Source organism: Streptomyces chattanoogensis (assembly GCF_001294335.1).
Lineage (GTDB): Bacteria > Actinomycetota > Actinomycetes > Streptomycetales > Streptomycetaceae > Streptomyces > Streptomyces chattanoogensis.
In genome coordinates this window covers 42,425-68,242 of record NZ_LGKG01000164.1, presented here as the reverse complement: position 1 = coordinate 68,242, position 25,818 = coordinate 42,425, and the positions used below count along the sequence as shown (strand labels likewise).

Below are 25,818 nucleotides of genomic sequence, written 5' to 3'. Positions count from 1 at the left end.
AAGGAGAAACACCGTGACCAAGGCGACCGTACGAGGCCGTGCCGGCGCCGGCACCGGCACATCGGCCCGGCACCGATCCGTGGCGGCGGCCGCCCGCGCCGCCTCCAAGCGGGCCGAAAAAGCGCGTGAGTCGGCCCTCGACGAGGAGGCGGCGGCGACGGAGAGCGCGGTGGTGGACGAGGCGTCCGGTTCCGCGACCGGGACGGACACCGAGGCCCCGGAGCGGGCGAAGGGCGCCGTCCGTGACCAGGCCGGAGCGGAGAAGAGCGCGAAGCCCGCCCGCCGGATCTCCGGTGCGGTGACCGCCGTGCTGGCCGCACTCGTCGTGGCGGGCCTCGTCGCCGCCGCCATGCTGGGCTGGGAGTACCGGGAGGACCGGCGGACGCAGCAGGCGCGCACCGAGGCCCTGGCCGTCGCGCGCAAGGCCGCGCCGGAGATCCTCTCCTACGACTACCGCCACCTCGATCGCGATTTCGCGAAGGCCCGCGCCCACCTCACCGGGTCCTTCGCGGGCAAGTACCGCAAGACGACCACGAGGGTGGTGGCGCCCACCGCCGAGAAGTACCGGGGCGTCGTCACGGCCACGGTGGCGAAGCCCCCCGCCGGGGGAGCCCCCGCCGCATCGGTGGTCTCCGCCTCGCCGGAGAAGGTCGTCGTCCTCGTCTTCATGAACCAGGTCACCAACAGCACTCAGGTGTCCGGGCCGCGCCTCGACCTCAACCGGGTCCGGATGACGCTCGTGGACACCTCCGGCGGCTGGAAGGTGAGCGCGCTCGACGCCTTGTGACGGTGCGCCGCGCAGGGGAGCGCGGACGCCATTGGACGGTGCACCATGGGACAGCCTGATTCCGGGCGGCCTCGTCATACCAGCTGCACGTGCCGAATTTCTCGCCGGCCGGCCACGACAGCGAGCCCCAGCTGCGCAGGTGTACTGAGCTGGGGATCGCCTTCCTGCCGTACAGCCCGCTGGGCGGTATCTCCCGGGCGGGCGACCTGGGAACATCACACACCCCTTCGCGCGCATCGCCAAGGAACGCGGGGTCAGCCCTCAGTAAGCCTGCCTGGCTTGGGAGTTGGCGAAGTCCCCGGCCGTCGTCCCGATCCCGGGGCGTCGCCGGCGACCATCCGTGGAGTGGTGCCTCACGGGTGTGGGGAGCCGGCGGTGTGCTGGGGCTTCCAGCCCCAGGTGGTGAGCATGCCGGGGGAGAGGGCTGCGGAATCCGGGGAGGACAGGGCGTCCAGGGCCCGTTCGATCCCTGACTCGTCGACCTGGCCCGTCGCAAGGATGGCGCACCGGGTGCGCTCCCAGGTGTCGGCCCAGAAGCGGTTGAGCGGACCGTTCGGGAGCAGCGGAGGGACGTGGATCTCGGCGGCCACCGAGTGAAGGCCGTCCTCCAGAAGGAAGTAGGGGTAGTCCGGCACCCAGGAGATGTCCGTACCGATGGTCTGCCGGAGCGCCTGCCACATCGCGCGCATGACCACGGTGTACGGGGTGGCCGGCGCGGAGGAGGTGGTCAGGTCGACGGCGTCGCTGAGCACCAGGACACCACCTGGGACGAGCAGGGAACCGAGCCTGGCGATCATGCGGCGCCAGGAGCGCAGATGCATCAGCACGAAGCGGGCGTGGACGAGATGGAAGCGGCCGGGGTCGAAGTCCGGTGCGGTGATGTCGGCAGTCTGGGCCACCAGCCCCGGCGGGCGGTCCACGGGGAGGAACCGGGTGTCACGGTCCACTGCAAGGACGGAGCTGACACCCGCCGACTCCAGCAGCCACCGCGCCACGGTGCCGGTCCCGGCCCCGACATCCAGGCAGTGCCAGCCGGGGCCGGTGCCCAGTGCCCTCAGCCGTGCAGTGGTCACCTCGTCGTAGGCGAGCGCACCCAGATCGATCCGGTGCGCCTCGCCGGTCTCCTCTGGGCGGAAGGCGTCCTCGCCGTAGCGCCCGGCATCTCCATGCCGCACCACTCCAGTATCACCGCGAGGATCAGGGTGTGCCTGCTGTGGCGACCGGTGCGGGTGCCGGTACGCGGTGTCCGGCCGGGGCGCGCCGATGGCGGCGCAGTCGCAGCGGACGCCGCCACAGGGGAGTCCGTGATCCGCAGTTCGGCAGCTCCGCGGGCTGATGGGCTCGCTGCCAGGCGGCGCTTGCCAACGCTGAAGGCTATAGCCGCGATGAAGTCCCCTCTGTTGCTGGGGCGTTCGGGCGGGCGCGCTCGCCTTCGGTGCGGCTCGGCCGTCCGTACGACCGCGGGCACCGAGGTGGGCGACGGAACTGTCAACGCCGAGGAATTTCCTCTGTCTCCAGAAGGCCCTGGGAAGTTCCCAGGAAACCGGCGGCTCGTCTTCGACAAGCTCGACGTAAACGGCAACGGAGCGGGAGTACTACATCAGCCGTGATCCACAGGCACGCGGCAACTGGCTGTACGTCGATGTGGCCGGCAAGTGGGACGACCGTGACGGGTTCATCGAGCACATCACCCACCTCCGCACGGTCGTGTCCGACGGCATCATCGAGATGCACGAAGAACTGACCGACGGAAAACGGAAAGCTGTACGCCGACCGTCACACCATCAGCGTCACCAAGAAGGACGGTTCCGCCGTCCGCACCGAGGTCTACCTCTTCGGCGAGTTCGGCCCCGATGGCCGCTTCCGCCGCATCGAGGAAACGACGCTCATGCTGGACAGCAGCGAAGCGGACCGAATCCTCGGAGGCGCACGCCGAGGACCGCAGGCCGCCCGACCGCGCCCGCTCGCTCGACCCCGGGAACCGTTCCACCGCCGTGAAGGACGGCCCTCTACGGTCTAGAGCCGGAACGAATCGGCCAGGGTGTTGATCTGCGTGGTGAGCAAGGTCGATGCGCGGTGCCCCATCCCGGCGTAATGGCCGGACACCTCCAGGCCGACCGTGCCGTGCAGCTGCGACCAGGCCAGCACCGTACCTGCGAGGGCGATGCCCGCCGCCTTGCCGTGTGGCGGCAGCCCGGTGTGCTGCGCCACCCAGTCGGCGACGCCGTCGTCCTTGCGTACCCACGCGTCCATCTCGGCGACGACCGGCCGTAGCGCCTCGGCGGGCGCACCGGCGGCGAACACCTTCAGGAACGGCCCCAGGACGGCCCGCGCGCGCTGGAGCGTGTCGGGCGGAGCCGCGTAACCGGGGAGCGGCGTCCCCTGGATCAGGAGATAGCGGTGCGGCTGTGCGACGGCCCAGCTCCGGTAGGCGCCGGCGAGGGCGTGCAGGGTGGCCCGCGCTTCCCGGGCGGACGCGTCGTCGGCTTGCGCGATGGCCTGCGCCACGTCGTTGTAGGCGTCCCGGATCAGCTCGCCCAGCAGATCGTCCCGGCCCGCGAAGTAGCGGTAGAGGGCCGGCCCGGACAGCCCCATGTCCTTGGCGATCCGGGTGAGCGCGACGGCCTGGACGCCGCCCTCGGCGAGCTGCTGCAGCGCGGCCGCCTTGATCTCCGCACGGTTCTGCTCGCGATAGCGCTCCCGGGGGCTTCGTACCTCGGCGGCCATGTTCTCCTCCTGCGTTGCGGGGCGGCGGACGGCATGTGTGAGCGGTCCTCGCTCATCGTAACCACCACTTCAGTTGCGATGGTGGATCGCAAAAGTTATGGTCTCTAACAGAAGCGAGAAGGTGAAGCGGAGGGCTTTCGCTCCACCGCCCTCGCCCGCCGCTGATCCGATCCACCGCCATCCCGGAGAGAAGGAATCGCCATGTCTGTTGCAGCACACCGTCTCCACGTCGTTCTGGGTGCCGGCCCGGCCGGCACCACGCTTGCCGCCGAGCTCGCCCGCCGGGGTCACGCCGTACGGCTGGTCAGCCGCTCGACGCCGCAAGGCGCCCCCGACGGCGTGCAGTGCCGTGCCGCCGATGTGAGCACGCACGACGGGGCGCGGGCCGCCGTCGAGGGCGCGGATGTCGTGTACCACTGCGTGAACGTCGCCTATCACCAGCAGGTCGAGGTCATGCCCTGGGTCCAGCAGGCGGTGCTGGCCGCCGTCGAGGCCACCGGGGCACGGCTGGTCGTCCTGGACACGATGTACCCGTACGGCCCGACGCACGGCGAGGTGATGACGGAGGACACTCCCTGGCGGGCGACGAGCCGTAAGGGAGCGATGCGGGCGCAGCTGGACGAGGCATATCTCGCCGCTCACCGTGCGGGGCGGGCCCGTGTCGTCCTCGGCCGGTCCGCCGACTTCGTCGGCCCCGGCGTGCTCAACTCGACGCTCGGCGGCGCGGTGTTCCCGCCCGCACTGACCGGCGGCGAGGTCCTGGCGCTGGGTGACATCGACCTCCCGCACAGCTACACGGCCATCCAGGATGTGGCGAAGGGGCTGGCCACCCTCGGCGAAGACCCGGAAGGCGACGGCCGGGTGTGGCATCTGCCCACCGCTCCCGCCCGTACCACCCGCGAGATCCACTCGATGACCGAGGAGCGGGTGGGCGGCCCGCTGCGGCGGGTGCTGCTCACCGAACCCCGCCCCTTCGGGCCGTTCGACGCGACCTTCATGGACGAGTACGCGGAGATGTTCTACCAGCACACCGAGCCGCAGATCGTGGACTCCTCGGCGTTCGAGCGGTCCTTCGGCCTCCGTCCGACGCCGCTGGAAGCGACGCTCGACGCCACACTCGGCTGGTACCGCACGCTGGTGGCCGGCGCGCGGAACTGACCTGCCGCACCGAGCCGGTGGCGTCCCTGGAGCGGCCGGCCCGCCCCACGCACGCCGGAGCCGACGAGGGGGGCGTCGCCCCCGGAAATTCCAGCAGCGGTATCAGGAGGCGTTGGGCGGCGTCGCCGACCAGGCGGTCACGAAAAGCGCCGCTCCGTCGACGTCGTTGTCGAACGGTACGACTCTGCGCGCGTTGCCGCCCGTCGTCGAGACCTGGAGGTACTTAACCTTCGCGGACGGCCCGGCGTGCGTCCGGATGAGGTCGGCGTAGGCGCTCTTGCCCACGGCCACCGCCTGCCTCTTCCGCAACGAACCCCGCACACGGTGAACCCCAAGGCAGGCTGCCTGGCCGCCTGTTCAACCCGCATTCGTCATAGCCATGCGTGACAACGGCCTTCCGAAGCGAGATCACGGCAACTCCGGACACGAGCCGACAGCCGCGCGGAAGCGGCGCAGCGTGGGGCGATCGGGCTCGCGGAACGCCCCGCCCCGCCCCGCAGCTGCTCGCCCTGGTGGGCATCGGTCCCTGTAGAGCGCTCCTCGGGCACTCGGCAGTGCCGTCATCTCAACCGCCGCTGCGACCAGCCCCGCAACACCCGGCGCTCCTGATCGGACATCTCCAGCGGCAACGGCTTGGGACTCGACACCCACCCACCCCATCAACCATTCAGACGCGTCCCCCTCACAGCATCAGAATGCCTGGTGGTGGTTCTCCAGCATGACATCGAGACGTTCACGGAACAGAGGGCGGTCGAGATCGTCGTACGCGCGGGCCCACAAGGGGTGGAGGTCCGGGAGGCGCTGTGCATCCTCGTGGTAGGCGGCGGTGAGTCCCAGAAGAGCGCTCGCCGGGTGGCCCGCGTCGAGCATCCGGGAGGCGTCGGTCACGATGGTGTCTGTCTCCCAGGCTGGTCGAAGAGATCCACTTCATAAGCCTGCTCTACGTACTGATCGGTGTCGCCAACACCACCTACATCATGAAGCTGTTGGCCGACCCCATGGACCGACCGACGGCGCGGCGCTTCAACCACCGCATTTTCGCCATCGCGACGGGCCTCTTCGTCATCGCCAACATCGTCGCCATCTCCCTCACCGTGTCGTTCTGAGTCCGTACACTGCTCGGCGCCGAGGCGGCCGCCAGCTCTGCAGCTGCCGCTCCCACAGCGCCTCGTGGGGGCGCGGAAGGTCAGGCGAGGACACCACCAGGCGGCGACCACCAGGCGGCGGTGATCCCAAAGCGCCCGACGGGCGACGGTAGATCTGGTCGTCGGTCACCAGGGCGGAGCGCACATCAGCAGCTTTGGCGGCGTGGGTATTCACCGCGGTGAGGCACTCGGCTACATGGTGGCGCGTTGTTCTCTGGCGCGTGTGCGCTCCTCGCGTCGCCCTCGTCAGTGGTCGGCCAGGGGGAGACGTATATCGACCGTGATCTCGACGCATCAACTCCCTTGCCCAGGAACCGGGTTGTGGCGCGATGTGCGTGGGGGCTATGAAGAGTTCGGGCAGGACTCTCGGGATTCGGTCACGGGAGCGGAAAGCTCGGAGGGCTCACTCGGCGCCTTCGGACAGGTCGGGCGCCGACCTATGCGATGGGAGACCGATCAATGATGTTCACTCCGGTACGGAGCAGAGTGCGGAGGGCCGCGCTCGTGCTCTCGGCCGCCGTGGCCCTTGCCTTCGGCGCAACCGCCACGGTCGGCGCAGCAGCGTCCCCCGCACCCGCGAAACAGCGGCCGACCTCGGTGGCGTACGTCGAGGTGAACAACAACAGCATGCTGAACGTCGGCAAGTACACCCTCGCCAACGGCGGCGGCAACGCCTTCGACATAGCCGTGATCTTCGCGGCGAACATCAACTACGACACCGGCACGAAAGCGGCGAAGCTGTACTTCAACGAGAACGTGCAGCGCGTCCTCGACAACGCCGCCACGGAGATACGGCCGTTACAGCAGAAGGGCATCAAGGTCGTCCTCTCGGTGCTCGGCAACCACCAGGGCGCGGGTTTTGCCAACTTCCTGTCCCAATCGGCGGCTTCGGCATTCGCGAGGCAACTGTCGGACACCGTGGGCAAGTACGGCCTCGACGGCATCGACTTCGACGACGAGTACGCGGAGTACGGCAACAACGGAACCGGCCAGCCGAACGACAGCTCGTTCGTGCACCTGGTGACGGCGCTGCGTGCGAACATGCCGGACAAGATCATCAGCCTCTACAACATCGGCCCCGCCGCGTCGCGTCTCTCCTACGGCGGCGTCGACGTCTCGTCCAAGTTCGACTACGCCTGGAACCCGTACTACGGCACCTGGCAGGTCCCCGGCATCGCACTGCCCAAGTCGAAGCTGTCGCCGGCGGCCGTCGAGATCGGCGGGACCTCGCAGAGTGCAGTCGCCGACCTCGCCCGTCGCACCGTCAGCGAGGGGTACGGCGTCTATCTCACGTACAACCTCGACGGTGCCGACCGCAGCGCCGACGTGTCCGCGTTCACCAGGGAGCTGTACGGCAGTGACGCCGTCTACACGCCGTAAGGCGACCGCACGCACCAGCGCGTGGCGCTCCCTCAGGGCTTGCCGCATCCCGTAGGGCCACCCGCGGCGCGGCTGCTGTGCCGGGACCATGGGGCAGTGCCGTCCCGGGCTGCGCCCACGGGAAGCACACGGTCCAGCCAGCGGTTCATGGCCGCCTTCGTTCGAGCGCCCGGGGATGCGTGGTCGCAGGCCGTCATCGCCGCACCAGCCGCCCGGTGCCGGCGCACAACGCCCCTCCGTGATCCGTGAAATGCTCCTTGGGAGAGGAGGCACAGTGATGCGCATCCCCGGCCCCGAGCACCAGGAGGACGGCGGGCTGAGCGCCGTTGCGGCTGCGGGCGGGCTGCACCGGTACCAGTTACGCCTGCACGAGGCGCACGGACCCGTCGTGCGCTTCCAACTGCCGGGCGCGGACACGGCCGTGTCGGTTGCCGATCCCGTGCTTCTGGAGGCCACGGCGCACATCGACACGCGGCCCGAGGAGCTGTTCGCGTTCCTGGACCCGCTGTGCGAGGCAGGCAACCTGCAAGTGCTGCCCGCCGACGAGCACACCCCCTGGCGCCGACTACTGCTCTCGGTACTCGCCGGACGGCCTGCTCACGAGCGGCACTTCGCGCGCTTCACGGAGCTGGCGCAGGAGCTCGCGGACCGCTGGGCGGGGCAGCCCGAGGGCGAACCCGTCGAGCTGCAGAAGGAGTTGACCGCGCTGTCGCTCCGTATGATCTGCGGGTTCGCGCTCGGCGGCGCGGAAGCCGACACCGACCGTGTCGTCGCCGCGTTCGAGAAGGTGCTCACCGAGCACCTCGGGCGGCTCTACCAGGTGCCGCGGGCCGACCCGCGCTCGGCGGAGCGGGCCGAGGCGGCCCTTGCATATCTGCGTGCGACGGTCGACCGCGTGGTGGCGGCGCACCGCTCGGGCGGCCGCACCGACCGCAGCGACCTGATCGGGGCACTCGTCGAGGCCGGGCAGAGCCCGGCGCGGATCCGGGACACCGTGATGGTGACGCTGCTCGCCGCCCACCACACCACCGGCGTCGCCGTCTCGTGGACCCTGCACCTGCTGGGCCGCCATTCCGACGTGGCCGATCGCGTCGCCGCCGAACTGGACCAGGTGTTGGGCGAGCGCACCACGCCCGATTACGGTAATCTGCGGCGGCTCACGTATCTGGACATGGTGCTCAAGGAGTCGATGCGCCTGTTCCCGCCCGGCCCGTACGGCGCACGCGAGACGACCGAGGACCTGGTTCTGGGCCCGTACGAGATCCCGGCCGGGACGACGGTGTTCTATCCGTTCTGGGCGGTGCATCTGAACCCTGAGTACTGGCCCGAGCCGGAGCGGTTCGACCCCGAGCGGTTCATGCCGCAGGAGGTGGCCAAGCGGCCGCGGCTCGCGTACGTCCCCTTCGGGATCGGGCCACGCAGCTGCGAGGGCGCGGCTTTGGCCACGGTCGAGGCCCACGTTGTCCTGACCGTCCTCCTCAAGCGCCTGCGCTTTCGGCCCGCGCCGGGACACGAGGTGACGCCGGTGGAACGGTTCGTGCTGTGGGCACGGGACGGGATCCGGATGATGGTGCGGCCACGGCACCTCTAGGGCCTGTCCGATGGGTCCAGGCCGGAAGGGTCGCGGGGTCTGGTGCACTGCGTTCGCTGCTCTCTCAGCGCGCATGGGAGATCGCTGGATCACGAAGAAGAAGGATCCAGGGTTACTCAAAAGCCCTTGAGGTCAGACGGGCGGCATCAGATCGCTTTCGCTGATGGTGTACGTCAACAGGGGGTAGATGAAGTCCGTTTCATTGTTCTCACGGCGCCTTAGTTGGTAAAACTCGCGCCTCTGCTCATCGTCGGCCGACGTGAGGCGCGCACCCTGCGGGAGGTATGGATGGCCATCGCGAAACCGAACGAAGGTCTTTGACGTTCGGAAAGTTACCCCCAACCATTGGTTGTCCGCCGTCGGGACGGGCGTGACTACTACGATCTTGTGCCTGAGTCGCCGATTCGAGTCGACAGAAAAAGCGACGACACTGTTGTGGGCGAGAGGGATCTCGAACCTGTCGACATCGGATTCCTTTGATTCGAAGATCAGCTTCCTCGGTGGGCTCACTTCGGGATGTTGGTAGCAGGAGAAGACGGCGATAAACGACTCGTCGGCCAGATCGAGGGCTTGGTCGGAGTGGCTGCCCATGGTTTTGTAAGCGTTCGTGTAGCTCTCGATGAGTGCGTTGTTGAAGCCGACCGGAAGCGCCGCACGTTCTTGAATCTGTTGCGCCAGCCGTTCGTGCGTCGCACGGAAACGCTGCGTCGGGCTGCTGTATCGAGTGGTAGTACGTACGAGAGGCACACCACCCGCCTCGTCGATCTTGGTGAGCGCGGCGCCTTTCCGGCCTTTTCCTACGTCTTCCAAACGAGCCGACGCGGACAGCTCCGCAAAGAGGTTCTCCGCGGTCGGCAAAGCGCACGAGATGATCTCATTCGAGATCCTAGACTCGGGGGGCAACGTAGTCTCCCGTGTTCATGCTGAAGAGAAATTCGTCGCCGTAATCAATGAAGGACGAGGTCGTGTTCTCCTCGGCGTACAGCCTGCGCAGCTCGTTCATGCCCGCCGGTGTGGGTGGCCCCAGCTTCACCAAATCTCCAGCCACTTTGAGGAATGTGTGGCCGTTCTTGTGAACGGCTTCGGTGCTCGAACAGCGCACCACGTATCCCAGGCGGGTCGGGAGCAACTCGGCGTCCAACGCTGAGGGCAGGATTTCGTGCGTATACAGGCGATTGGTGGACAGCGGCATGAAGAACACCGAGCCGGGGTGGAGAGTCAGGGTGAACTGCGGGGGGAGCGCGACCCCGTCGCGTTCTTCGATCGGCTCCTTGAGGCGAAAGCGGAGTTTGGTCAGCCCGCTGGCGCCCTTCACGCCGTAGTCGAAGGCGTCTTCGGCCAGGGGCTGCAGCTTGTCGAGCCGATCATAGAAGGTGCAGAAGGCCATGATGCCATTGCCGGGCATGTCCTTGGTCTTGTCGGCATGGGCCGATATCTTGGCCTTGGACTGTCTGCGCTCGGCCGTGGCAAGGGTGTTGTGGTAGATCTGCGCGAGGACGTGATTCAGCGGTGCCTGGTTCCGGAAGACGGTGGCGGCCTCGCGGTTCAGAGCCTCGACGATGCGCGTGTCAGTCGGGCGAAAGCTCTCGGTCGGCCCCGAGAGATTCGTGGAGCACCGGAGCAGGCGGAAATGTAGTTCGTCGCCGTTTCGTATAACGGGCGTCAGATAGATTCCGCTGCGATGAGCTGTTCCAGGCTTGGTGGACTCCGTCAGGGACTGGAACGCGTGCTCGGCACGGATCCGTCCGAAGTGATCGGTGTCAAGGTCGAAAAAGCGGCGGTAGTACACGCCGGCGCCGTGTACGCGGAGGGGAACCCGGCCGAGGTCGACAAGGGTCCAAGGATTGTCGACGTCCTCGTGGTAACCGTGCGATAGCTCCCGGACAACGAATACCCGGTCCGCCGCATGCAGTTGGCGGCCGCTGATCCCGGATACATCGCCACACAGGTAGACGGTCTTCTGCGCGAGGGTGTGCGAACTAGAAGCAAGGACCTCTGGTGTGATGGTGGACCCGAAAAAGTCCCGGATCAAGTCATTGTCTTGCAATGCCGAAGGCGCAACCAAGATGTTGCTCGCATCCTCGATGCGTGCTTCTGTTGGCTCTGTTGTGTACATCAAACGGTCGCTGCCATTCGCGGATCTTGGTCGATTACTCGAAATCGTGGACATGGCAACGGCCCGCACTCTTTCATTTGCGTCGCGAAGCGTAAGCGTAAGCGAAAGGAGACGGACCGTTGAGCCTTGATGATCTCACGGGGCTTGACTGCGGGCAACGGATTCTGCTGGACGACTGCCGGCACGATGCTGCGCGCAGCCGCGCAGGGCTGCTGAAATGCCCGATGCGAAGCCGAGTTGGTCCGCAACTGGCCCGGATCTTGGGACGTGGTGCCGGCGGCGGAGCTTCCCCCCGGTACTCCATGGCAATGTTGCAGCCGCCGTCCAGCCCCCCCGGGTCAGCCCGACTTCGGCGGCTTCTGCGCGTCGAAAGCGAAGAGAGTGTTCTTGGCCGCGGCCACGATCACCGCACGCCCCGCAAGAGTCACACGCGGGCTTGCGCCCAGCTCGCCCGTCAACCCATCGGCCTGCGGATCTGTTGTCCACAGGAGTTTGCCATCGGACGGCGACAGCGCGACCACCCGGCCGGTGGCCGAGCTGAAATACAGTGCGTCGGCTCCCGCAACAGGACCCGACGCGCCCTCCACGCTAGTCTGCCGCGACCATTTCTTCCGGCCGGTCGCGGGGTCGAGTGCTGTGACGAGACCGGTCTGCCCGCTCACGTAGACGGTGCCGTCCGCCATGCCGGGTGTCCCCGCGTATGTCTTGGCCAGTCGGGAGTACGTGACCTTCCGTGAGGCCGGGGCGACCCGTGCCACCCCGTTGTAGCGGGCCCGGTCCGGTCCCCCCATGTGTACTTGCAGGAGTACGAGCCTGCCGTTGGCGACGCCTATCGGCACGGCGGGGCCGTTGACCGCGACGGGCCTGCCCAGTGTCCCCGAGGCGCGGTCGACCGGGTACAGGGTGGGGTGGCGCACGGCAAAGGCATCCACCTCCGCATTCGTCGCGCACATCGCGACGAGTTGTGGGCCCATCGGGACGGGAGCGCACTGCGTGCCCGCAGGGAATGGCGACGTCCATGTGACCTGACCGCTGTGCGCGTTGCGGGCCTCGAAGCGGGAGTGGGAAGCGTCGACCGTCACGACGTCGGAGCCGACCACAAGGGCTTCCTGGGTCCGACCCGTGACAGCCGTCGACTGGGCGCCGGACGGCACGGACCACAGCTCCCGGCCGCTGTTCGCGTCGATGGCCACCACCTCGCTGCGAGGGTTCTGCGGGGCGTCCTGGGCGGCGAAGCGGTAACCAAGTACCGTGTCGTCGGTGGCGCCCACCAGGTACATGCCGTTGACGGGGACGCCCGGGCTCTTCGCCGTCCACACCCGCGAGCCGTCCCTGGCCCTGATACGGGCCGCGATCACACCGCCGCCCCCGCAGAACAGCGCGTCGCCACGCGCGACGCAACGCAGCTCGTCGGGTATGTCCTCGCGACCGCCCGGCACGGTCTTGTGCCATGGCTTGAAGCCGTCCGGAAGCGCGGCACCCGGGGCCGCCGCAGGGCTGTTGCCCTTGTCGCCGCCGCTGTTTCCCCCAAAGCCGCCCGCCGTCAGTGCGGCGACTCCTCCACCGATCGCTGCCACCGTGACCGCGACCGCGGCCGCGAGCACGGGACGCCGTCGGCGACGCGGTCGGCGGCCGATGGGGGTGTCGGCGCTTCCCGTATCGGGACCGGCCGGGGTGGTGGTCGGGGCAGTCGGCGCCGGGGTGGCCGGCGTCGCGAAGTGATGCTGGGTGATCATGTCGCGGGTGCGGCCCGCGTCGACTCCCCCCGCGTCGGTCTGGCCGAGGTCGGCCGGCAGGTCCCGTAGCAGCACGAGGAGTTCGTCCGCCGAGGGGCGTCCGTTGGGCTCCTTGGCCAGGCACGACTCGACGACCGTGCGCAAGGCCACCGGCACGTCCTCCAGCAACGGCTCCCCGTGCACCACCTGATACGCAACGATGTATGGGCTGTCCGCGTCGAAGGGCCCGTGGCCCGTCGCTGCGTACGCCAGCAGCGTCCCCAGCGAGAAGACATCGGACCGCGGCCCCACATCACGCGGCGCCTGCAACTGCTCGGGCGACATGAAGGGCGGCGTACCGATGACCCGCCCTGTAATCGTCAGCGTCTGCTGGTCCACGGCGCGCGAAATGCCGAAGTCGATGACGCGCGGGCCCTCGGGTGAGAGCACGACGTTCGAGGGCTTCAGGTCACGGTGGATGACCCCCACCCGGTGTATGTCCCGCAGCGCCTCCGCCAGTCCGATAGCGAGCCGCCTCAGTTCCGCTCCGCTCAGCGGGCCCTTCGTGGCGATGCGCCGGGAGAGCGTGTGCCCCTGAATATAGGTCGTCGCCATCCACGGCTGCTCGGCCTCAGGGGCAGCGTCGACCACGGCGGCGGTGAACGCGCCGCTCACCCGCCTCGCGGCCGCCACCTCCTGCCGGAAGCGGGTGCGGAACTCGTCGTCCGCCGCGAACTGCGGGTGGATCAGTTTGATCGCGACAGTTCGCCCTGAACTCGTACGGGCCAGAAAGACCGTGCCCATGCCACCCGAGCCGAGCCGGGCCTCCAGTGGATAACCACCGATCTCGGCTGGATCACCTTCGCGCAGCGACACTCTTCCCGACCTCTCGTCCCCCGTGCACCTCTGCCACCACGGGCCTGCGTACCAGTCCTGCACAGACAAACTAGCCGCTCCAGCGCCTGTGCCTGACATTCCTGCCGCTCCGTCAGTTTCTGCAGCACCTCCTCGCAGTGCTGCCTCCTCTCCGCGGCGATCTGCGCGCGGGGGCGGTGCGGGCGATGATCGCCGCCTCGGGGCCCGGCCGGGTTGTTCCGCTGGATGTAGGCGACGTCGATGAGTTCCTGACGGACGACATACTGGGTCCGCTTGCGGGTCGTCACAGACACATTGCCTGATGCGGCACCGGACCGCGGTGAAGCCGCCGTCAGCCGCGACCACGGCTCCTGTGATGAAGCTGGAGCGTGGTGAGGCGAGGAAGCACAGGACCTCCGCGATCTCTTCGGGCTGTGCCACTCGGCCCAGGGTTGCGCGTCGGCGAAGGACGCCAGGTACGCGCGGCTGTCGGAGTGGATCGTGTCGAGGAGATCAGTCTCGATAACGCCTGCGGCAACGATGCTGGCGCGGATGCTCAGTGACCCGCCCTCAACGGCGAGAACCTTGGTCAGCTGGGCCCGAGCGCCCTTCGACGCGCTGTAGGCGGCGCCTTTGCGCAGAGCGACGGTGCAGGTGCAGGAGCCTGTGCCGACGATGGCTCCGCCACTGCGGGCCTTGATGGCCCGGAAGGCTTCGCGGGTGCAGAAGAAGGAGCCTGCGAAGTTCTGAGGAACTCACGTGTGCCGCTGAGCGAACACCCCCCCCCGCCGGCGGGGGAGACTCGTCGGCCTCCGCCGGGTGTCCCATCTGGACTGAAGCCCGCCTTGACCTGCTTCGAGGCCCTGTGCTGGGCGAGCGGATCAACGACGGGAGGCGGTGACTGGCACGCGGGGAGCGGTCAAGCGGTCGGCGCCGGGCGGGACGGGAACCATTGCGAAGATCGAGTCCTGCTGTTCCTGGAGTTCCTTGGCGCGCTCGGGTGTGGTGGTGGGCAGTCGCTGCTCCTCGTACAGCTTGTGTGTCTCCTCCTGTGCCCACTTGCTCGTCGGAGTGTGGAACTGGATCTCGAACGAATGTCCGGAATGTGGTGCGTGCCAGCCGGTGTTGAGCCCCTTGTAGCCCTTCCCGCCGTTCCAGCGGTTCGTCCATTTGGTGCTGTCGTTGCCCCAGGCCGCGAGGGTGTGCGAGGCGATGGTGACACCGACGCTGTAGCGGTCGTCGGGCCACTGCAGGGTGTAGCGCACCGAGTCGCTGATTCTCGCCAGGGCCTCGCCGACGTTCTGGCCCGGGTTCTCCCTCATCGAGGTGGCGACCTTGCGCTTGAGCGAATCCGGGGACTTCAGGCGGCGGTCGAAGCCGATGACCTCGGCGGCGCTGAGCACCGCGGCCGCCCGCACCTGCGGGCTGATGGACCGCTCCGCCTTCTTGGCCTGCTCCAGATAGGCGTCCACGCGCGCATTGTCCGCCGGGCTCAACGACAGCCCGCCCTCACCCTGCCAACCGCCGCCCTCGGTGGCCGAACGGGCGCTGGGGTGGGCCGTGTTGTCCTGTGCTGACGCGGCCTGCGCCCCGTTCGCCAGGCCCAGTCCCACAATGGCGCTCAGGGCGAGGGCGGTGACGGCCCGGGACAGCTTGGTGGTGATCCTCATCGTCTGCGGCGCTCCTTCCCAGACACGGCACCCATGCCACTGCCATGTGATCCGGAAGGGATCCTGGCTCTCCAGGGCGGAGTTATTCCGCGCCCGGCGCAGGGTGTTTTGATTGCCCCATTATTCAAACAGTTGGGGCGGAGATCTCGTGTAGCCCGTTCTGGTGGAAAGTCTGAAGGCATAGAAGATATGCAGGTTCGGGCGTCCGTTCGGCGTGTGCCCTTCCTCGTAGACGAGCGGTCGCGCGGTATGGATCGCGGACGGTGACCCGCGGGCGGGCTCAGAAGACGCGTGGGGTTCCCTGAGAGCTCCGCGAACTGCTGGACTCGGTGGTCGAAGTGGTCCCCATCTGATATCCGCGCCCTGAATGTCGGGGGTCGCGATGTCCGGGCGCTGATTTCGTCGCCCGCCTGGAGGGCGCGGAGGGGGAGCCGCTTGATGACATCGAAGGAAGTCAGTACGCACCCGCCGGAGTGAAGTACCGCCTGATCTGCCCATGGCCACCGACACGGGGCTCGGGGCCACCAGCACCCGGGGCAGGGCGATCGCTCTGCTGGAACTGCGGCACCGCCAGCGCGTAGAGACGTCTACGCCGCGCGGCCGTCGGCCGGCGGGATCAGCGGGGCGGGCACCGGGTCGTGGCGGATGTGGTCGGCCGGCATGCCGGCCGCGGTCAGCCGCGCGACCGTGGCACCGACCATGGCCGGCGGACCACTGACAAAGGCGCAGTGATGCGACCGCTGCCCGTGCCGCGCCACCGCCTCGGCCAGCGGACTGTACGCGGCCGGCGGGCCGACGTTCTCCGGTACGACGTCCACGTCCAGTACCTGGACCACCCTCAACCGGTCGTGGCGTGCCGCCAACCGGGTCAGCGCCGCGACGTCATACAGCTCGGCGCGACTGCGGGCGCCGACGAAGAGGTCCACCCGGCCGGCCGGGCGCTGCGGAAGACCACCGGTCCCGCGGCGACGGCCCACCCACTCCTCGAGCAGCGCCTTGATCGGCGCCCAGCCCGTGCCGCCCGCCACCATCAGCAGGTCGCGGGAGCGGTCTTCCTCCCGGAGTGTCATCGTGCCGTGCGCCGGGCCCAGGCGCAGGATGTCGCCGACCCGGGTGCCGCTGACCAGGGCCTCGCTGACTCCGCCGGGACCGGTGCATCGAACGTGGAGTTCCACCTCGCCGCCGGGCCCCGGCGCCGACGCGAGGGAGTAGTGCCGCCACGCCTGGGGAATCAGTGGGGACTCGACCGCCGCGAACTGGCCGGCCCGGTACGGGTACGGCTCGGGCAGCCGGATCCGCAGCACCGCGAGGTCCGGGCTGCGCCGCTGATGGGCGGTGACCGTGCCCTGCCAGCACGGGGGTTCGGCGAGCGCGGCGTCGGCGCCGTCGACCATCGACGCGACGGCGAACCGTAACATCCGCACCCATGCCTGTTCCGCCGCCTCGGCCCAGCGGGGTCCGGCGGTGCTCCGCAGCGCCGCGCACAGTGCCGCCTCGAACGCCTCGTAGTGCACCGGACGCACCCCGAGCTTGCGGTGGTCATGGCCGAGCTGCCGGAAGTAGGCGGCCACCTCTGCGGGGCGGTGCAGATTCTCGATCAGGTACCAGAAGGCGCGGGCCAGATGGGCACGCTGGAAGTCCATGCCCTCGGGAAACAGCGACCGCAGGTAGGGCCACCGGGCGAACATCTCGTCGTAGAGGCGGGCGATCAGGTCGCCGAACGGCGTGACCAGGCCGAGGTACTGGGTGATCAGCTGCTGGTCCGCGGCGCCGTCGTAGGAAGCGGGCGTTGAGTCCGGCGCGGTTGCCCCGCCTTGGCTGAGGATGCGCCGGCGCAGCCGCATGGCGTCGTGCCGGGCGAGCAGGGCGTGGTACTCGCCGCCGACGGTGCCCGCGCCGGACCGCCCGGACGGAACGTGAGAAGCGGAATGTGCGGGCTGGTGGGACTGCTGCATGGAATCGACCTCCTGACGGGAGTGCCAGTCTCGCAACCCGGTTCCTTGCCCGAACGGCCCCGGTCCCGGGGCCGTTCGGCCCTTGCGCGGGCCACCGAACCCGACGAACCTCGTGGCCGGGACCCTTGTGCCCCGCCGAACCGCGAGAACACAGAGCGAGAGTGCATGAACCAGCAGCCTGTTCACCCTGCCCCCGCCGCCCCCGTCGCCGCCCCCGGTATGCCGCTGCGCGTCTTCATCCTCGACGACCACGAGGTGGTCCGCCGCGGTGTGCGGGACCTACTGGAGGCCGAGGAGGACATCGAGGTCGTGGGGGAGGCGGGGGACGCCCGGCAGGCCCTCGCCCGGGTGCCGGCGATCCGTCCGCAGGTGGCCGTCCTCGACGTCCGGCTGGGCGGCACCGACGGACCCGACGGCGACCACGAAGGGATCGAGGTCTGCCGGGAGTTACGGGCCCGTGTGCCGGATCTGGCCTGCCTGATGCTGACGTCCTTCGACGACGACGAGGCGCTGTTCGACGCCATCATGGCCGGGGCGGCCGGCTACGTACTCAAGCAGATCGACGGCACTGCGCTGGTGCACGCGATCCGCACGGTCGCGGCGGGGCAGTCGATGCTGGATCCGCGCACCGCGACGCGGGTGATGGAGCGGCTGCGCGACCCCGGCCGGGCCCAGGCGACGGAGGCGGAGACATCCGAACTCGGCCGGCTCTCACCGCGAGAGCGGGAGGTGCTGGACCTGATCGGCGAGGGTTTGACGAATCGTCAGATTGCGGACCGGCTGTTCCTCTCGGAGAAGACGGTCAAGAACCGGGTGTCCGCGATCCTGTCCAAGCTGGGGGTGGGCCGCCGGGTCCAGGCGGCGATGGTCGTCGAACGGCTGAAGGGGCCACGGGCGTGACCGCGGCACCAGGAACCTCCAGGGCCTGACCCGCCACTCCCGGTGCGCCGCGAGCCGAGCGGTGCCCCGGCGCGACCGTGTACGGCACCGGAACCGACCAGGTCAGTCGGGCAGCGGCGCCCGCCACACGATGCGGGTGCCACCGCACTCCGGCCTCTCGACGGCCAGCCGGCCACCGTGCATGTCGGCTCGGGCCTGCATGTTGGCCAGTCCTCCGGTGTGCGGTGCGTCCCCGACCCCCACCCCGTCGTCCGTCACTGTCAGCGTCACCGCGTCCGCGGTTACCGACAGCGTGACGTCCAGGTGGCGGGCGTGGGCGTGGCGGGCGGCGTTGCTGAGGGCCTCCGCGGTCACCGCCACGAGGTGCTGGGACAGGCCGTCGGAGACCGCGGCGTCCACCGGGCCGTCGATCCGCAGGGCGGGGCTGAAGCCGAGGGGGCCGGCCGCCCGCTGGAGGGTCTCGGTCAGGTCGCGGCGCAGACCACGGCCACCGGTGCCGTCCCCGGTGGTGCCCCCGGTGGTGCGCAGTCCGAAGATCGTGGACCGGATGATCTTGATGGTGGTGTCCAGGTCGTTGACCGCGCGGCCCACCCGTTCGGCGGCCTCCGGACGGTCGATCAGCCGGGTCGCGCTCTGCAGGGTGATGCCGGTCGCGAACAGCCGCTGGATGGCGAGGTCGTGCAGGTCCCGAGCGATCCGGTCACGGTCGTGAAGAACCGTCAGCTCCTCCGACTCGGCTCGCCGGCGGGCGAGTTCCAAGGCGATCACAGCCTGGTCGGCGAAGCCCGAAATCAGGGTGACCTCGGCGTCGTCGAAGGCGGGCCGCCCGGTCAGGCGGCTCAGCCGCAGTGCGCCGCAGCCGGTGTCCACCTGGAGCGGGACGGCGACCGTCGGCCCGTGCGTCTGTGGGGGCTCGTCGGTCAGCGCGGCGCCGTGCGGTTCCTCTCCCTTGGGCGGGTGCACGGCCTCGGTGCCGGGGGCGCCCGGGCCCAGCGGGTACGCCCGTGGGTCGGCCCGTAGATCGGCACTGACCACGGGCCGGCCGCTGCGGACGGCCAGTCCGGGCAGTGAACCGCCGGTGGGCACGCGCAGCCCCAGTATCCGGCTCGCGCCCGAACCGCACGCCACCGCCACCGTCAGTTGGTCCGCGGACGAGGACGCCGGCAGCAGGACCGCCGCGCTGTCCGCGCCGGCGACCTCCTGCGCGCGCTCGGCGATCAGCCGCAGCACCTCGTCGGCGTCGGTACCGGACAGCAAGCTGCGGGTGATCTCGCTCAGTGCCTCCAACCACCGTTCGCGGCGGCGGCTCTCGTGGTACATGCGGGCGTTGTCGATCGCTACCCCCGCCGCGATGGACAACGTGGTCAACACGGCCTCGTCGTCCGTGTCGAACGAGCCGCCGCCGCGCTTCTCGGTGAGGTAGAGGTTGCCGAACACCTCGTCGCGGACCCGGACCGGCACCCCCAGGAAGGTCCGCATCGGAGGATGGTTGGCCGGAAAGCCATGGCTGCGCGGATGCTTGGTCAGGTCGGTGAGCCGCAGTGGCGCCGGGTTGCGGATCAACTCCCCGAGGATGCCGCGACCGCACGGCGTCCGGCCGATCAGCCCGATGAGCTCGTCGGACATCCCGACGGGCAGGAACTGGGACAGCTGCCCGTCCCCGACCACGCCGAGCGCGCCGTATTCCGCGTCGGTGAGGGTGACCGCCGCCTCCACGATGCCCCTGAGCACTTGCGGGAGTTCGAGCCCCCGCCCCAGGCTCATCACGGCGTCGAGCAGGCTGCGCACCCGGCCCGGCGCGTGGAGCTGCGGCCCGTGCGGACCGCTCGCGGCCGGTGCGTACTGCTGCGATTCCGACATGACCGTGCTGCTCCAAAGATCCCGAACGTCTGCTCGGCAGCGTACGTGATCAGCGCGGCAGCGCCGGCGGGCACCGGCACCGACCGGCCATCCGAAGGGCTCCGCAAGGGGGCCGGCCGACCCGCCACCGAGAGCCGGTCGTGGTCCGAAAGGGGGCTGTTCGGCCCTGGGGTACACAAAGGTCGCCGGTTGACGATGTGTCTGCCGGGAAGGGCCGGTCTCCCCGTACCGATGGCTCTTCCCGGCGCCGGCGAACCGGCCCGCAGCACCGACCAGCCACCTGCACGCGAACACCGGCTCCTGCCCGGCCGCCCACAGACCGGCCTCATGCACCCCCACCATGCCCTGAACAGCGAAGCCAACCAGCTCAGGCAGCGATTTCTGACCGGTCCCCCCCGGGCGGGGGGGGGGGGGGGGGGGGGGGGGGGGGGGGGGGGGGGGGGGGGGGGCGGAGGGGGCACCGCGGCCGGAGGCGGTTTCAGGTGCTGGCCCCGCATTCACGCCGCGCGCTGGCATGGCATTCCTGCATTGAAGTCAATTCATGGCGGCGAAGCAATGTCGTCATGACAAGCGCATATGCCATCTGCTATTCAAAATGCTGGCGAATGCTCTGCCCTTTTCTCGGCGGGGTGTCATCGCCATGCCATCCCCCCCCGTGAGTCCGAAGGAGTATTCCATGGCCGACAGTCAGTGGGGACCCAAGCGTGAGGATGTGACAGATCGCATCTGGATCCAGTCCACGGTGAAGAAGGACGGTCCGCAGGAGGTGCTGATCGAGATTTTCGACTCGAAGCAGCGCCTGTGGACCACCAAGCTCACCCAGTCGCAGCCCGTGGACGAGACGACCGACGACCTGACGGTCGACGGAGAAATCGTCGTCAACAAGGGCGCCCTCTTCCGCCTCTACATCCCCACCGAGCGGCGCCAGGGTCACCTCTACTACGACATGAAGATCAGCAACCCGATGGGAACTCACCTGCACGCGCGAACCTTCCGCTACTGGAACCTCGAGGGCGAATGAGCCGGTCGCGGACTCGCCTCCGCCTCCCGAGATCAGGGGCATAACCGGAAAGCGCAGAAACGGCAGGGCATACGGAAATGACGGCGAACGACGAGGAACTCTCCTTCACCCGTGTCGGCCAGACGCTTCTCTATGCTCTGCCCTCCGGGCCGAACGAGCTGGGCTGGCGCGGGCTCTTACTCCCCGAGGAACCCGCACCGGAGGAAACAATCCCGGTGAGGCGCTCCCTTAGATCTCACGCACACTATCTGTTCGCATCGCAGGTGCCGTACGAAGAACATCACCAGGACAGCATTGACGCATTCATCTCTGCCGTACGGGAGTTCGCCGCGGACAAGTGGTACTGCCTCTGGATCAGGCCACAGCTGGCGGAGCACGGAATCGACGTCGCGTACTTCCTCCGCCTGAGGCCGGACCCGTACCCACAGACCACCGACGACTGGTCACAGAACCTGGGGAGCGGATACCTCTTCGGCGTTCCGTCCGGCACTGCTCTCAGCATCGGCGACGACCACCCCGCGGTCCTCGCCCTTTCCCCGGACCCGGGTATCCGCTTCGGAGGCAAGGGCAACGACGACGACTCCTGCCCCCTCGCCACCAAGGGCGGAATCCCCTTCTCCGGGCCGCTCGCCGGCTGCTTCCTGCTCTCCTCGGGAACGATGCCGCTGCTCGGCTCGTTCCGCGACCTGCCGAAGGGCATCCGGTACGCGCACCCCGGAACGGACGGGGAGACCGTCGCCCAGACCTATCCCGTCCTCGCCCCGACGGCTGATGAACGTGTGCCGTGGTGCGGCGCCTTCGACCCCCTCGACCCCTACAACACCTCGCCGCTCACGGACGTCGCGACCGGCCGGCTGCGCTCCTTTCTCACGCCCTCCTCGAACCCCGCTCTCCGGGTGCCCAGCCATTTCCGTACCGCCACGGGGCGCGCCATCGACCTGCTGCCGATCGGCGGGGAAGTGGACGAACTCCGGTCGTACGCCGGATCGTTGGTACTCCAGAGGACCGAGGAGAGTGCCAACGTCTCTTCGCTCTACGTCACTTACGCGGGCGACTGGGCACCGGCTGTCGCGGACGAGACGTCGCCGGGCACCTCCCACGAACTGCTCTGCGGCCTCTACGGGCTGGACCGGATGACCTTCCGCTCCTGGCCGTCCGGATCGGACCAGGACTGCGACCGGTTCCGCTTCGTACCCGGCCGGGCGGCCTATGCGGCGCGGTTCCCCTACCAGCAGGCATCGGCGATCGAACCGGGAGAGCTGGCCGCGCGGTTGTCGGACCGCTGCCGGACCTCGTATGTGACGGTGGTGCCGGCCGAGGGGGGCAGCGCGGAGCACCGTACCCAGCCCGAGAGTGCGCCGCTGTACGGGAGCGGTGCGAAGGTCGGTGGCGGAGAGGTGCTGCCGCTGCGGGAGATCGGCACCCTCCTCCCCGGTTCTCCCGGGTTCGGCGTACCGCTGGTCCCCTATGCCGGTCTCGGGACCGTCCCGGACGGCTTTCCGGCCGACGAACTGGCCCCTTTCGAAAGCCAGATCCTGTCGCCCCTGCGGAAGGCCGCCGTTCGTGCCGTCGCGGTGCGGAGCGGCTCGCCGGCCCCGGTGGCCGACGCCGTGGAAGACACCATCAGGGCGACGAGCCCGCAGGGGTTCCTGGTCGAGCTGTCCGGCAGCACCTACCGGGCGGTGACACTGGCCCGGACCGGAAGCGCAGGCCCGCACCCCGCGGACCTGGCGCTGTCCGCCCCCACCCAGGCGATGGTGAACCTGCTCCAGGCCAATCAGGTCTTCGCCGTCGCCGTGAACCCCGCGCCCTTCGGCACCATGGCGACGGGCCGGGAGCAGGCGCCGGAGGGCGGCGCGATGTTCCGCAACTCCGTCACCATCGGCGGCTGGACGATGCACGCCGACGTCGGCAAGGGATCCGCCCTGGGTGATTTCCGCAATGTGGTGATCTTCAAGTTCTGCGACGGCTCCGTCCTCGACCGCGTACGGCATCCCGCCAAGTGGACCGACACGGCCGACTTCTCCCTGCTGCCCGGTTCCGTGTCCGCGCACCGCGACACCGCGGCGGGCGACGAGCAGGCCGTCGGCACGCTGTCCCAGTGGCTCCAGGGGTACCTCGCGGAGGCCATCGACGAGGCGGGACGCGGCAACACCCTGTACGCCGACTTCGCGCGCCATGTCCAGGACCCGAACTGGCGGGGCGTCCTCGTCCTGGGGGCCCGCATCGACCCCTCCGGACTGCCCGAGCAGATCCGCGGGCTGTCCGCCGGGATCGACTTCAGTCAGTTCCGGGCCCACCACTTCGGCATCACCGTCACGCCCGTCGCGGCCACCGGAGGCAGCATCGGCATCACCGGCGACAGCAGCCTGTTCGCCCTCATCGACTACCGGACACCCGAATTCCGCGCGAGCGTGGGCGCCGGAGCCGACCCGGACCTGCCGCTGGTGACACCGGACGGGGTCCAGGGGTACGCATTCCGGGTCCTGCAGCTCCAGGCTCTCTTCCACAACGCCGCGCTCGCCGACTTCCGCAGCCGGGCGCAGCTCACCGCCGGCGAACTGTTCGGATCGCAGGTGACCGCCACCTCGTACGGAACACGGCCGGTGGCGTCCAACGCGGTGGTGCTGAAGGGCCGTTACCAAAGTCAGGGCGGCCGGGCCACCTACGTCATGGAGACCGACGCCCCGACGGTCTTCACCCTCGACAGCAACGTCCTGCAGGCAGTCGCCTTCGACCGGGTCCAATTCAACACCGTCAGCGCGGACCAGCACGAGATCCGCAGCCGTTTCCTGATCTGGGGCTCACTCGACTTCGCCGCGCTGACCAGCGGCGACGGCTCCGCATTCGACATGCTGTCGTTCGGCAGCCCGCCGGTCGGCGCCCCGCCGTCCGGGCAGGGCCTGGCCTTCTCCCACCTGCAGGTCGACCTCACCTCGCCCACCGCCACCCCCAACGCCGTCAGCTTCCGCTTCGACCCCTCGGGGCTCGCCTTCGACACCGCGTCGAGCCGGCCCCGCGAGGGCGGACTGTTCTCGCAATTCGCCCTGCAGCCCGACGGGTTCGTGGCCGCGCCCGCCGGCAAGCGGCCCGCCGGGTACGGATTTCTGCCGGTCGCGATCGGACCTGTGGTCCAGGAACTCGACGGACCGTGGTACGGCATCGTCACCAAGGTCACCATGGGGACGGCCGGTGCGCTCGCGGCCAAGGCCGGGTTCAGCTCGTCGATGCTGCTGGCCTGGTCACCGCAGTCCCGGGCGGGCGACCCGCGGCACTCCGCGTTCGTCGGTCTCCGCCTGCCCGGCACCGCGCCCGGCGCCAAGACGCTGTCCCTCGAAGGTGTGCTCAAGGTGTCGATCAGCGGCCTTGCCCTGCAATACGAGAAGACCTCCAAGCTGTTCACGCTCCGCCTTTCCAACGCCGGGCTGAGCTTTCTCGGCATCGCCAAACTCCCACCAGGCGCCAGCATCAACTTCTTCCTCTTCGGCGACCCGGCCGGCAAGGGCAGCCTCGGCTGGTACGCCGCGTACCGCAAGAAGAAGCCGCAGAGCGTGGCGGTGGGGAGTGCACCGTGACGGCACCGACGCGGATTCTGAGCTGGAACATCGAGAACTTCGGCGAAAACAGCCCGGGGACCAGTACCCCCAAGCACATGAGGAACGAGTACCAGGCCTACGTACTGGGCGTCATCAAGGCTGTTCAGCCCCACATCATTGTCCTGGTCGAAATTGCCGGGACAAAAAACGGCCAGCTGATCGACAACCACGCGGCCTGCCTCGACCTCCAGGCGAAGTTGGCGAAGGAAGACTCCAACTGGCGACTCATCCCCCCGTTCAACTGCGGCGGAAACGGCGGGGTCGCCATGCTCTACCTGGCACTGGACCCCAGCGGTCGGAAGCGGTTCTTCACCGGACCGAAATTCTCGCAGGGGAACAAGCCGGGAGATTCCCCTCCTCCGGGGCGCCCTCAGAAGGATGTGTCCTTCGGTAAGAATTATGCCCGCAAGGTGGTGGGGGAGAGGAAACTCGACCCGTGCGTGACCACATATCTTCAGCAGGTCAGAGGCATCGCGAACCCACCAGAGTACGAGAACTCGGCGGCCCCGCAGACCAGTCTCGGGCTGCGCGCCAGCTATCAGAAGAACAAGATCAAGCCCTCGGACGCCGTACGAGACCCGTACCGGGCGCGTTTCGTGGAGGTCGAGAACGACCAGGTCACCCGCGAGCTGAATATCATCGGGGTGCACGGACCGGCAAGCGGCGACCAGCAGGACTACCTCAGAAGACTCGCCGGGCTCAAGGACGTCGCCACCCCCGTCGTCGCATCGGAAGCCAGAGTCCTCATCGGCGACTTCAATCTCGACTCGATCGATGACCTTCCCGACAAACAGGGGGGCTATCACGCCCTTATCACCCCCTCGTCCCCGGGAAGCCAGAAGTACGAGCTTGCCCTCGATCCGTCTTCCCACCTGGGTCAGCTCAATCAGAAGGACGGTTCCCGCGACTACTTCGTCACGATCATCCGTGGCAAGGACAAGGCGACGTGGGGGCCCGGAAACCAAGAGGAATCGCCTTACCCGGGCTTCCGCTACATCGACCGCAAGCCCATGCAGAAGACGAACAAGATGGTCACCGCCCTGGACAACGCATTCACCGCCCACGGTGCGAATGCGAAGCCGAATCCAGGGGCCAACGGTCCGAGCATCGTCAACGCGGTCGCCGGTTCGCCGTACCGGCCGTTCAAGAACAACGGCCAACTACCGACCGGACATTTCACGATGGGGCGGCTGGTCGAGTTGCCGCCCCCGAGCGGAGATCAGGCTCCCGAGGACCCCAAGCCCCCGGTGGGCACGGAAGAGGACGTGTTCAGGAAGTCCTACGAGGCACGCGTCCGGAGCATCAGCGACCACCTGCCCATCGTCATCGAGGTATAGCGGAA

19 protein-coding genes and 3 pseudogenes are annotated in these 25,818 nt (G+C 68.8%); 11 read left to right on the top strand and 11 right to left on the bottom strand.

Annotated elements, in window-relative coordinates; translation table 11 throughout:
- Positions 1–13 precede the first annotated feature (13 nt).
- Together ADL29_RS30990 and ADL29_RS46755 are read left to right on the top strand one after the other, a co-directional pair.
- Positions 14–787 (top strand): hypothetical protein, encoded by a 774-nt coding sequence (locus ADL29_RS30990; protein ID WP_053926870.1) that lies wholly within the window; start codon positions 14–16, stop codon positions 785–787.
- Between the two features lie 98 nt (positions 788–885).
- Positions 886–1,193, top strand: a pseudogene (locus ADL29_RS46755) (aldo/keto reductase); the annotation flags it as partial.
- On the opposite strand, the gene ADL29_RS30985 reads toward ADL29_RS46755, so the two are convergent.
- Complete coding sequence (locus ADL29_RS30985) at positions 1,141–1,962, bottom strand: class I SAM-dependent methyltransferase (protein ID WP_053926892.1); 822 nt, start codon at positions 1,960–1,962, stop codon at positions 1,141–1,143. The pseudogene ADL29_RS46755 and the gene ADL29_RS30985 overlap by 53 nt on opposite strands.
- Before the next feature lie 475 nt (positions 1,963–2,437).
- Between ADL29_RS30985 and ADL29_RS45640 the strand changes: the two are divergent.
- Positions 2,438–2,720, top strand: a pseudogene (locus tag ADL29_RS45640) (nuclear transport factor 2 family protein); the annotation flags it as partial.
- An 83-nt stretch (positions 2,721–2,803) separates the two neighbouring features.
- Here ADL29_RS45640 and ADL29_RS30980 read toward each other — a convergent pair.
- Positions 2,804–3,514, bottom strand: a complete 711-nt coding sequence (locus ADL29_RS30980) for a TetR/AcrR family transcriptional regulator (RefSeq protein WP_053926869.1) — start codon at positions 3,512–3,514, stop codon at positions 2,804–2,806.
- 201 nt (positions 3,515–3,715) lie between these two features.
- Between ADL29_RS30980 and ADL29_RS30975 the strand changes: the two genes are divergently transcribed.
- Positions 3,716–4,672, top strand: a complete 957-nt coding sequence (locus ADL29_RS30975; protein WP_053926868.1) for an NAD-dependent epimerase/dehydratase family protein — start codon at positions 3,716–3,718, stop codon at positions 4,670–4,672.
- Between the two features lie 102 nt (positions 4,673–4,774).
- Here the strand turns inward: ADL29_RS30975 and ADL29_RS30970 are convergent, their stop codons facing one another.
- Together ADL29_RS30970 and ADL29_RS30965 are read right to left on the bottom strand one after the other, a co-directional pair.
- Positions 4,775–4,963, bottom strand: a complete 189-nt coding sequence (locus ADL29_RS30970; RefSeq protein WP_063788573.1) for a hypothetical protein — start codon at positions 4,961–4,963, stop codon at positions 4,775–4,777.
- A gap of 399 nt (positions 4,964–5,362) precedes the next feature.
- The gene (locus ADL29_RS30965) at positions 5,363–5,560 is read right to left on the bottom strand and encodes a hypothetical protein (protein ID WP_053926867.1); all 198 of its coding nucleotides are present in this window, start codon (positions 5,558–5,560) and stop codon (positions 5,363–5,365) included.
- Positions 5,561–5,649: 89 nt separating this feature from the next.
- Between ADL29_RS30965 and ADL29_RS46140 the strand changes: the two genes are divergently transcribed.
- The 3 genes from ADL29_RS46140 to ADL29_RS30955 all read left to right on the top strand — a co-directional run bounded on the left by ADL29_RS46140 (position 5,650) and on the right by ADL29_RS30955 (position 8,788).
- Positions 5,650–5,778, top strand: a complete 129-nt coding sequence (locus tag ADL29_RS46140; RefSeq protein ID WP_281181984.1) for a hypothetical protein — start codon at positions 5,650–5,652, stop codon at positions 5,776–5,778.
- 501 nt (positions 5,779–6,279) lie between these two features.
- Positions 6,280–7,197, top strand: a complete 918-nt coding sequence (locus ADL29_RS30960) for an endo-beta-N-acetylglucosaminidase H (protein ID WP_211274424.1) — start codon at positions 6,280–6,282, stop codon at positions 7,195–7,197.
- 277 nt (positions 7,198–7,474) lie between these two features.
- Complete coding sequence (locus ADL29_RS30955) at positions 7,475–8,788, top strand: cytochrome P450 (protein ID WP_078971423.1); 1,314 nt, start codon at positions 7,475–7,477, stop codon at positions 8,786–8,788.
- Between the two features lie 132 nt (positions 8,789–8,920).
- Here the strand turns inward: ADL29_RS30955 and ADL29_RS30950 are convergent, their stop codons facing one another.
- The 6 genes and pseudogenes from ADL29_RS30950 to ADL29_RS30930 all read right to left on the bottom strand — a co-directional run bounded on the left by ADL29_RS30950 (position 8,921) and on the right by ADL29_RS30930 (position 17,099).
- Positions 8,921–9,691, bottom strand: coding sequence for an alpha-ketoglutarate-dependent dioxygenase AlkB (locus ADL29_RS30950; protein WP_053926864.1), 771 nt, complete (start codon positions 9,689–9,691; stop codon positions 8,921–8,923).
- Entirely contained in the window at positions 9,675–10,904 is a 1,230-nt protein-coding gene (locus tag ADL29_RS30945; protein WP_053926863.1) for a hypothetical protein, read from the bottom strand. The genes ADL29_RS30950 and ADL29_RS30945 overlap by 17 nt, the downstream gene beginning before the upstream one ends.
- Positions 10,905–11,242: 338 nt before the next feature.
- Positions 11,243–13,495 (bottom strand): serine/threonine-protein kinase, encoded by a 2,253-nt coding sequence (locus ADL29_RS30940; RefSeq protein ID WP_053926862.1) that lies wholly within the window; start codon positions 13,493–13,495, stop codon positions 11,243–11,245.
- A gap of 330 nt (positions 13,496–13,825) precedes the next feature.
- Positions 13,826–14,208: pseudogene (locus ADL29_RS41920) on the bottom strand (SDR family NAD(P)-dependent oxidoreductase); the annotation flags it as partial.
- A 147-nt stretch (positions 14,209–14,355) separates the two neighbouring features.
- Positions 14,356–15,144 carry an ATP nucleotide 3'-pyrophosphokinase gene (locus ADL29_RS30935; RefSeq protein ID WP_053926861.1) on the bottom strand — a complete coding sequence of 263 codons (789 nt, stop codon included), beginning with the start codon at positions 15,142–15,144 and terminating at the stop codon, positions 14,356–14,358.
- Positions 15,145–15,731: 587 nt separating this feature from the next.
- Positions 15,732–17,099 (bottom strand): globin domain-containing protein, encoded by a 1,368-nt coding sequence (locus ADL29_RS30930; RefSeq protein WP_078971422.1) that lies wholly within the window; start codon positions 17,097–17,099, stop codon positions 15,732–15,734.
- A 165-nt stretch (positions 17,100–17,264) separates the two neighbouring features.
- On the opposite strand from ADL29_RS30930, the gene ADL29_RS30925 reads away from it, so the two are divergent.
- A complete protein-coding gene (locus ADL29_RS30925) occupies positions 17,265–17,999 on the top strand; it encodes a response regulator transcription factor (RefSeq protein ID WP_053926860.1) in 735 nt (244 codons plus the stop codon).
- Between the two features lie 102 nt (positions 18,000–18,101).
- Here ADL29_RS30925 and ADL29_RS30920 read toward each other — a convergent pair whose 3' ends face one another.
- On the bottom strand, positions 18,102–19,763 hold the full coding sequence (locus ADL29_RS30920; RefSeq protein ID WP_425424296.1) for a sensor histidine kinase: 1,662 nt from the start codon (positions 19,761–19,763) through the stop codon (positions 18,102–18,104).
- A gap of 772 nt (positions 19,764–20,535) precedes the next feature.
- Here ADL29_RS30920 and ADL29_RS30915 point away from each other — a divergent pair.
- The 3 genes from ADL29_RS30915 to ADL29_RS30905 all read left to right on the top strand — a co-directional run bounded on the left by ADL29_RS30915 (position 20,536) and on the right by ADL29_RS30905 (position 25,813).
- Entirely contained in the window at positions 20,536–20,880 is a 345-nt protein-coding gene (locus tag ADL29_RS30915) for a hypothetical protein (RefSeq protein ID WP_053926859.1), read from the top strand.
- A gap of 77 nt (positions 20,881–20,957) precedes the next feature.
- Complete coding sequence (locus tag ADL29_RS30910) at positions 20,958–24,455, top strand: hypothetical protein (protein WP_053926858.1); 3,498 nt, start codon at positions 20,958–20,960, stop codon at positions 24,453–24,455.
- On the top strand, positions 24,452–25,813 hold the full coding sequence (locus tag ADL29_RS30905; RefSeq protein ID WP_053926857.1) for a hypothetical protein: 1,362 nt from the start codon (positions 24,452–24,454) through the stop codon (positions 25,811–25,813). Before ADL29_RS30910 ends, ADL29_RS30905 begins: the two co-directional genes overlap by 4 nt.
- The last annotated feature ends 5 nt before the right edge of the window (positions 25,814–25,818 follow it).

What these genes read in the sequence shown, in the direction of transcription:
- ADL29_RS30980 (WP_053926869.1), bottom strand. Translation starts at nt 3,514, where the DNA reads ATGGCCGCCGAGGTACGAAGCCCCCGGGAGCGCTATCGCGAGCAGAAC.
- ADL29_RS30975 (WP_053926868.1), top strand. Translation starts at nt 3,716, where the DNA reads ATGTCTGTTGCAGCACACCGTCTCCACGTCGTTCTGGGTGCCGGCCCG.
- ADL29_RS46140 (WP_281181984.1), top strand. Translation starts at nt 5,650, where the DNA reads ATGAAGCTGTTGGCCGACCCCATGGACCGACCGACGGCGCGGCGCTTC.
- ADL29_RS30960 (WP_211274424.1), top strand. Translation starts at nt 6,280, where the DNA reads ATGTTCACTCCGGTACGGAGCAGAGTGCGGAGGGCCGCGCTCGTGCTC.
- ADL29_RS30955 (WP_078971423.1), top strand. Translation starts at nt 7,475, where the DNA reads ATGCGCATCCCCGGCCCCGAGCACCAGGAGGACGGCGGGCTGAGCGCC.
- ADL29_RS30945 (WP_053926863.1), bottom strand. Translation starts at nt 10,904, where the DNA reads ATGTACACAACAGAGCCAACAGAAGCACGCATCGAGGATGCGAGCAAC.
- ADL29_RS30935 (WP_053926861.1), bottom strand. Translation starts at nt 15,144, where the DNA reads ATGAGGATCACCACCAAGCTGTCCCGGGCCGTCACCGCCCTCGCCCTG.
- ADL29_RS30930 (WP_078971422.1), bottom strand. Translation starts at nt 17,099, where the DNA reads ATGCAGCAGTCCCACCAGCCCGCACATTCCGCTTCTCACGTTCCGTCC.
- ADL29_RS30925 (WP_053926860.1), top strand. Translation starts at nt 17,265, where the DNA reads ATGAACCAGCAGCCTGTTCACCCTGCCCCCGCCGCCCCCGTCGCCGCC.
- ADL29_RS30920 (WP_425424296.1), bottom strand. Translation starts at nt 19,763, where the DNA reads ATGAGCCTGGGGCGGGGGCTCGAACTCCCGCAAGTGCTCAGGGGCATC.
- ADL29_RS30915 (WP_053926859.1), top strand. Translation starts at nt 20,536, where the DNA reads ATGGCCGACAGTCAGTGGGGACCCAAGCGTGAGGATGTGACAGATCGC.
- ADL29_RS30910 (WP_053926858.1), top strand. Translation starts at nt 20,958, where the DNA reads ATGACGGCGAACGACGAGGAACTCTCCTTCACCCGTGTCGGCCAGACG.